The sequence below is a fragment of the Pseudogracilibacillus sp. SO30301A genome, from assembly GCF_037072025.1.
Classification (GTDB): domain Bacteria; phylum Bacillota; class Bacilli; order Bacillales; family Amphibacillaceae; genus Pseudogracilibacillus.
The window spans coordinates 1-5995 of sequence record NZ_JAXHDD010000101.1 but is presented as its reverse complement, the minus strand read 5'-3'; the positions used below and the strand labels follow the sequence as shown (position 1 = coordinate 5995).

Genomic DNA, 5995 nt, shown 5'->3' with positions numbered 1-5995 from the left:
GAACAAGCTTGAAAACATTGAAGTATCAATGTGTATAGCTTTAAAAAGTTGTGATTTTAGTGAAAATAACACAAAAATATCACATTTATTTTAAATACTGATTTTTTCAAGGATGTTTCCGAATAAACTCATTGTTTTGTCGGAAGCGTCCTTTTCCATTTACTATTATACTCTGCAATCTCGTTAGGGAGGGCATAATTAACAGGTAAACTTATTTGTTTAGAAATACTTTCAATAGTTTTATTGAAATGAAAAAAGGTATACAAAAAAATACCTAATTACGGTAAAAGCCAAAATGCTGTATTTAATCAGATTTATCTCGTGATAAACATACTCATGAAGAACGACCTAGGATATAAAGGAACCCTACTGGAAATGATGAATTGGGTAACTGACTAATTGGTCAAAAAAATTACAACTTTTATCTCCGAGTTATTCAAGAAGCCAGACCGATCTTCCAAGGGGCGACGGTGACTTCAACATCAACGTATCTTTGAAGAGACCTTAGCACAATATGAATTGGGAGATGTTTCACATTTGGATGATCTAACCTACGATCCTATCATTTAAATAACTGAAAAAAATGGAAAAAGAGCTACCTTTAAGTCTCATTGTCTTTTTTTCTTAAAACAGAAATAAATGATGTCTGAATATTCTATGAATTGATTGATTAGAAGTTAATTCCAAATATAAATGTTTGACAAGCTAGGAAAATTTTTATGCAACGCTACTGAGTTAATATAAAGGTTAGGAGCTGTTCCCCGTGGAAATGACTGCTATTAAATCAAATAACTTGACCAGGATAATACACTGGATTGGTAAAGGTGATGAACGTAGTATATTGTTTGATAACTTAGAGCAATTAGAGACTATACCCGATCTTATGAACTTCTTTTTAGGAGATAAAACTATAATCCAAATTGAGGAAACATATAGGGAAATTATAGAAGATCTTGTTCCCGGGCTATCCAATAGAGAGAAAGAATGTTTCTTCTTACATGTTATTCACCAGAAGAGCATGAAAGATACTGACCATATTTTAGGTATAAGTAAATCATCTGTTCAAAAGTACATAAATAGGGTTAGAGGTAAAATAGATGCAGCTGTTACAAGTGGATATAATAGTAACTAGAGGGAGGAAACTTCAAATGACTGTTAATAGACTTCATGCCATAACTGAAGTAGCTGAGATATTAGGTATAAGTAAAAATGATGCTTATGCTCTTGTTAGGCATGACCATCTCAAGGCATTGAAACTAGGAAGGTTAAAGGTATCTACATTTGAACTTGAGGACTTCATGAAAAGGAATGTAAATAAAGATTTTTCATACTTGAATAATGTAACTGATTTAAAATTTCCACAGAATGAGAAAAAAACTGTTCATAGTAACAATCAGGTGTAAATTGAGTTATTCAATGCACATTTAACCTTATAAGGTTTACATTTAGTATGAAGATGATATACTTAAAGTACAAGATGTTTTCAAAGACGTTTTTCAAACATAGGTATTTTATTGACAATCGTCAGCGATACTATTCATACATATAAGTAAGGATGTGATATGTATGAATAATGACGATAAAAGAAGCAAAGGGGATAAGGATATGACTGTAGCAGAACTCAGAAAGAGCATAAAATCAAAAAATCATACAAGAAGAATTCCACACTTAAATTCAGTAAATGGGAAAGTTAAGATCGATTCAAAAGACCCTAAACAAGTTAAGTGGTTTGAAGAATTTAAAAAGTAAAGCATGAAATTAAATGTTGGTGATGTATATTGGCTAACAGTTACTTACCCTGAAACGTCTGAAGTTGAAACAAGGCCAGTTGTCATTTATGATTTTGATGGCGATACTCCTATGATTGCATTTTTTGCAACTATCACGGGAGCAGAAATAAAGGATTTTGAAGGTAAATACGATAAATGGAAATCCCCTATATTCCAGTGGAGAAATGCAGGTTTAGATAAAGAATCATATGTTAAAGCAAATAACATTGCAACTGTTGAAGCAAATGTTTTTGATAAAAATGATTATATTGGTCAATTAGTAGATTTTGATTTAAGAAATGCACTATTAAAAATTAATGAATTTTTAGACTCAGGAGAAGAACCATGGTAGTACTTATTGCTATTATGGTTTTTATTATTGGGCAACAATTGGGCAAAAATGAAATGATTATACTAGATGAAGTATGAAACGATTTTTCTATAAATACAATTAAATCAATGTTATTGATACAGTAAAAAAACATATAAAAAGCCCTATTGCATGCCGGGAATGATGTAAGTCCAATTAATAGTATTAATAAAAACGAGGTTTGTCTGAGTGCAAACCTCGTTTTTATTTTCTTTTAAAATAGAAACGAATGTTTCTGTATTATCTGAAAAAAGAAAATAACCACCCTTTGAGCCTAACGAGCAAATAGAGTAGTTATTTCCAATTTGTTTGCGAGTTGCCCCCTTGAAGGGCTGTTGCACGCTCGACCGTCCATGTTTCCAGCAGGACGGTCTTTGTCTTTTATTATGTTATGATCATCTAAATAAAGTATACCCTATTTATGTCATAAAATAAACCTTTGCACAATACTTGTATTGAGCTGAAATTAAATCTTCAATATATGAGCGAGAAGGACTTGAAACAACTATGACACTAAAGCAGTTAACTCCAAGTTTCGGTTCGAAGATTATTATATAAATGATGATAGCCTTATCTTGACATTTATATATTAAGTCCCTATATAGCAACCTTTTCATTATCTATTTTATTTAATCCTCTCCTTGTGAGAGGATTTTTCATAGGTTAATTTGTTCAAATAAGTTTAATTGTCTTGGACTAGAATGATGATCTTCTTTTACTAGATGAAGATTTTTCATTGTCCACCTAGCAATTGGGGTTGAAATCGCTCTTGCAAGTTCAACAGGTACAGCATTACCAATTTGTTTGTAAATTTTATCAAGTCTTCCATTCTTACTTATAGACTGTTTATTTCCATCTGAAAATTCAAACCAATCTGGAAAAGTTTGTATGCGTGCAATCTCTTTGATAGATAGTCTTCGATGATCGTCTTGATTGCCTGGCAAAATCCAATGATCAGCAGTGATTTTCTTCATTGGCTCTCCTCCTGGATGTAAAGGCGCTTGCCTTCCAGAGGCTTGTATTGTAAAACTTTGCTCATTCCAATTCTTTTTACGGTTACGAGATAAATAGATTGGAGAAAAACTACCTTCAAAAAAGTCACCTGGATTATCTTTTAAATCATAAATGGCGTCTTTTAATGTAACAAAAGGTTGTAGTCCAGGTTCTTCTCCGTGAGTAGGAGCAGGAAATTCATAATTAAAATCCATATCATCTCGAACACCTATAATAAAAACTCGTTCACGCATTTGAGGAACCCCGTAATCCCTAGCATTTACTAATTTATATATTACATTATAGCCAGCCGATTCAAAGTCTTGAATGATTTGGTTAACAACCTCTCCTTTTCCAAGTGTCAATAGTCCTTTTACATTTTCGGCAATGAAAAAACGTGGTTTTGCTTGAATGAGACTTCGTATAAAATGAATGTATAAGAAATTACGTTCATCATCAATTAAACGCGGTCCTGCTTCACTGAATCCTGGGCACGGAAAACCGCCTAGCACAATATTACAATCAGGAAAGTCTTTAATTTTTCTAATATCCCGCTCGTGTTGTAAGATTGTTTTAGGGAAGTTTAGTTGATATGACTGATTTGCTTCTTTAAAAATATCATTCGTATATATAGTATGAAATAAACTTTTTTCTCTTTGGTTCATAAAATCTAGTTTGTTTTTTAATAACTGATTAACTTTTTCTTTACCAAGAACCACATCTAGACCTGCTAGTTCTAGACCAAGGTCTAGTCCCCCACACCCAGAAAATAAGCTAACAACATTTAGCTTGTCATGTCGATAATGTAATGGAAAAAACTCTTCATGGGGCAATTTGCTAACCTTATCTTGTTCTTGTTGTATTTTTCGCATTAGTAATTCTTTTACTTTTGATTTATCATAGTTTTGTAAGGGACGGTATTTCGCTCTTCCGCGGCTCGCAATTTTCAATTTGAGCACCTCCAGTAGCTAATATATAGTTTAACATGTGTAATTAGAAAAAAGCACTTAAATAAATTATGGAACTTTTCAAATATGTAAAAACCTTATGATTAGAGGGATGAATGTGAAGAAAGCATCGACTATTGGAAAAAAACATGTATTAAATGTAAGTGATGCATTGAATCGAACAATATTGAATAAAACCTTAGATGACTATGATGATACAACTATACAAACTGTTAAATATATACTAAATTTGTATCCAGATATCCAATCGGTACAAAATAAATATGATATGCCAATTCCCGACGATCATCCGGATTTAACTATTAACTTAAGAGACCAAACAAAGATTAAGTTAGAACTCTTTTTAATACGCGGTACAGCATCTGTTCAACCAAAGAATTTGGGAGCAAAAAGCTTTTTGAAAAAATACTTTAAGTCAAAAGACCTGCAGTTATATTTTAATGATTTCTTTAATAAAGCATATAAAGAATTTTTAACCAAAGTTGTAGGGGAGAAAGAAAAAACTAAAATTTATGATAGTATTTCGATATTAAGAAAAATGGTTAAACAATACTATCCGAAATTCACGGAAGAAATTTCTCTATATCGTTCGAGTTTTCTTTTTGAACTATGAGAATATTGTTTTGAATTATTGAAAAATGAATATAATGGTGGAGCGTTTGGGATAGCAGATGCCTTTAATGAATTAATGCTTATGAATACTGTTAATATTATAACACGATACACGAATAAGAACAAATGTTTCAGTGTTGAGGAATGGAAGTCAAATGTTAACTTTAGTCAAGAGATGCAAATATATAAAAAAGGTAACGATACAGTTGGAATTCGGTTGGGGAGTGAAGCATTAACTCTAAGATTTAAATTCGAAAGTAGTCCGAATTCGTCAATAAAGTTAGCGACTAGTTATGAAGCTTTCCCTGAAAAGGATAAATTGATTCAGGAAAACTTGGAATCTATTTCAGAGTTTGAAAGAATTATAAATGAACACAAGCAACTAGAAACAAAAAATAAAAGTAATGCCATTGGCAAATGTAATGAAGCAATGATTTACTATAGAATTTTGAAAACTAGTTCACAAGTTAATCAAGTAAATGAACAATCGTTTGTTGACATGTTAATAAAATATGCACCTAGAATAACACATAAGGAATTAATGGATATTAAGCTGGCTTCTAATATAAGTATAAGCAAACTATATACATATTTACAAAAGAAATATAATGATTATGAAATTGATAGTATACAATTAGTCGGAGATAGTTATATTCAAAATCGATTAGACACTAGTGATTTACAATTGATTTTGAAAGTTGATAAAAAATATATTGTAGAATCATTTTCACTAAAAGCAATCGCGAAAAGGAATTCAAAAATTACAACAAAAAATCCGGGTATAGGTCAGATATTAGGACCACACTATTTTGATATAGGATCCTTAGCATTGGTTGTTGAAAAAGTTAAAGAGCGTTTTAACAACAATGAAGTAAGCCATCAAGAAAGTTTGGAGACAGTTTCAGAGGCATTAGGTGAAAATTTAGTGCGAGCTCCACAAGATAAGTTGAAAAAAGGAATAATATCTTTACTTGGAAACTCAACTGTAGTCCTTACTATATACGCTCAAAATGAAAGCTATATTTTGGATTATAACACAATTCAAGATGAGATAAGAGTATTGTCAAAAACACCTACTTTAATTCAAACAACTTTGCTTTGGAATCAAGAACAAGAAGAATTGACATTAAGGGTTAAGTTTAGTGCTAGTCAAAGTAAAGGATGGTCTTCGTTAAAGTTAGCGTGTGATTATAGGGTTACCAAAATGATGGGTTAGAAGAAAAGTATACCCGTTAGGTGACACAGTAAAGCAATGTCAGGAATTGGAAACCCTGATGCTATTT

At 31.6% G+C, this 5995-nt stretch carries 7 protein-coding genes; 6 read left to right on the top strand and 1 reads right to left on the bottom strand.

Features of this window, described 5'->3' with window-relative positions; all coding sequences use genetic code 11:
• The first annotated feature begins 769 nt into the window (after positions 1-769).
• The 4 genes from SPD89_RS22320 (at position 770) to SPD89_RS22305 (ending at position 2121) form a co-directional block, all read left to right on the top strand.
• On the top strand, positions 770-1132 hold the full coding sequence (locus SPD89_RS22320) for a sigma factor-like helix-turn-helix DNA-binding protein (RefSeq protein WP_336264150.1): 363 nt from the start codon (positions 770-772) through the stop codon (positions 1130-1132).
• A gap of 16 nt (positions 1133-1148) precedes the next feature.
• Complete coding sequence (locus tag SPD89_RS22315; RefSeq protein ID WP_336264149.1) at positions 1149-1403, top strand: helix-turn-helix domain-containing protein; 255 nt, start codon at positions 1149-1151, stop codon at positions 1401-1403.
• A 163-nt stretch (positions 1404-1566) separates the two neighbouring features.
• The gene (locus tag SPD89_RS22310; RefSeq protein WP_336264148.1) at positions 1567-1749 is read left to right on the top strand and encodes a hypothetical protein; all 183 of its coding nucleotides are present in this window, start codon (positions 1567-1569) and stop codon (positions 1747-1749) included.
• Positions 1750-1752: 3 nt separating this feature from the next.
• Positions 1753-2121, top strand: coding sequence for a hypothetical protein (locus SPD89_RS22305; RefSeq protein ID WP_336264147.1), 369 nt, complete (start codon positions 1753-1755; stop codon positions 2119-2121).
• A gap of 674 nt (positions 2122-2795) precedes the next feature.
• On the opposite strand, the gene SPD89_RS22300 is transcribed toward SPD89_RS22305, so the two are convergent.
• Positions 2796-4091 (bottom strand): DNA cytosine methyltransferase, encoded by a 1296-nt coding sequence (locus SPD89_RS22300; RefSeq protein ID WP_442961222.1) that lies wholly within the window; start codon positions 4089-4091, stop codon positions 2796-2798.
• Between the two features lie 106 nt (positions 4092-4197).
• On the opposite strand from SPD89_RS22300, the gene SPD89_RS22295 reads away from it, so the two are divergent.
• Positions 4198-4713 (top strand): hypothetical protein, encoded by a 516-nt coding sequence (locus SPD89_RS22295; protein WP_336264145.1) that lies wholly within the window; start codon positions 4198-4200, stop codon positions 4711-4713.
• An 18-nt stretch (positions 4714-4731) separates the two neighbouring features.
• Positions 4732-5928 (top strand): hypothetical protein, encoded by a 1197-nt coding sequence (locus tag SPD89_RS22290; RefSeq protein WP_336264143.1) that lies wholly within the window; start codon positions 4732-4734, stop codon positions 5926-5928.
• The last annotated feature ends 67 nt before the right edge of the window (positions 5929-5995 follow it).

Excerpts from the sequence above, each read along its gene's own strand:
- SPD89_RS22305 (WP_336264147.1), top strand. The coding sequence starts at position 1,753 with ATGAAATTAAATGTTGGTGATGTATATTGGCTAACAGTTACTTACCCT.
- SPD89_RS22320 (WP_336264150.1), top strand. The coding sequence starts at position 770 with ATGACTGCTATTAAATCAAATAACTTGACCAGGATAATACACTGGATT.
- SPD89_RS22310 (WP_336264148.1), top strand. The coding sequence starts at position 1,567 with ATGAATAATGACGATAAAAGAAGCAAAGGGGATAAGGATATGACTGTA.
- SPD89_RS22315 (WP_336264149.1), top strand. The coding sequence starts at position 1,149 with ATGACTGTTAATAGACTTCATGCCATAACTGAAGTAGCTGAGATATTA.